Source organism: Streptomyces neyagawaensis, from assembly GCF_023516595.1.
GTDB classification, from domain to species: Bacteria; Actinomycetota; Actinomycetes; order Streptomycetales; family Streptomycetaceae; genus Streptomyces; species Streptomyces neyagawaensis.
Genome location: NZ_JAMGBG010000205.1, coordinates 1 through 359 on the forward strand (window position 1 = coordinate 1; position 359 = coordinate 359).

Genomic DNA, 359 nt, shown 5'->3' on the forward strand with positions numbered 1-359 from the left:
GGATCGGTCCGGGTGTGGAAGGGTGCGATCGCACGGAACTGCTGCTGCCCCGTGTTCTCGTGCGCCACGATCGCCAGGCACGCGAGCGCCCCGGAGAAGAAGTTCCCGCCCTTGCTGACGCAGGCGGCCTGGAATGCCTGCGCCCCCTGCTCGTCGAGGAGCCACTCGCAGCCGCCGACCTGTGCCCGGTCCCCTACGTGTCCGTGGCCCGGATCTGACCGGTGACATCGCCGACGGCCTCGCTACAGCATGGCAACCGTCCCCGCCCGCAGCGTCGCCCGGCTCACCGACCGCCCCTGGGCCCGGCACCAGGCCCGCCGTGGGGGAGCAGTCGGCTGCGCAGCGATTCGTGCCGGTCG

Annotated in this window: 1 protein-coding gene; it reads left to right on the plus strand. The window is 72.7% G+C overall.

Translation table 11 applies throughout. From position 1 onward, the window contains the following. On the plus strand, window positions 1-218 hold a 218-nt coding region (locus tag M8J73_RS43410; RefSeq protein WP_249829875.1), incomplete at its 5' end, for a hypothetical protein. Window positions 219-359 lie beyond the last annotated feature (141 nt).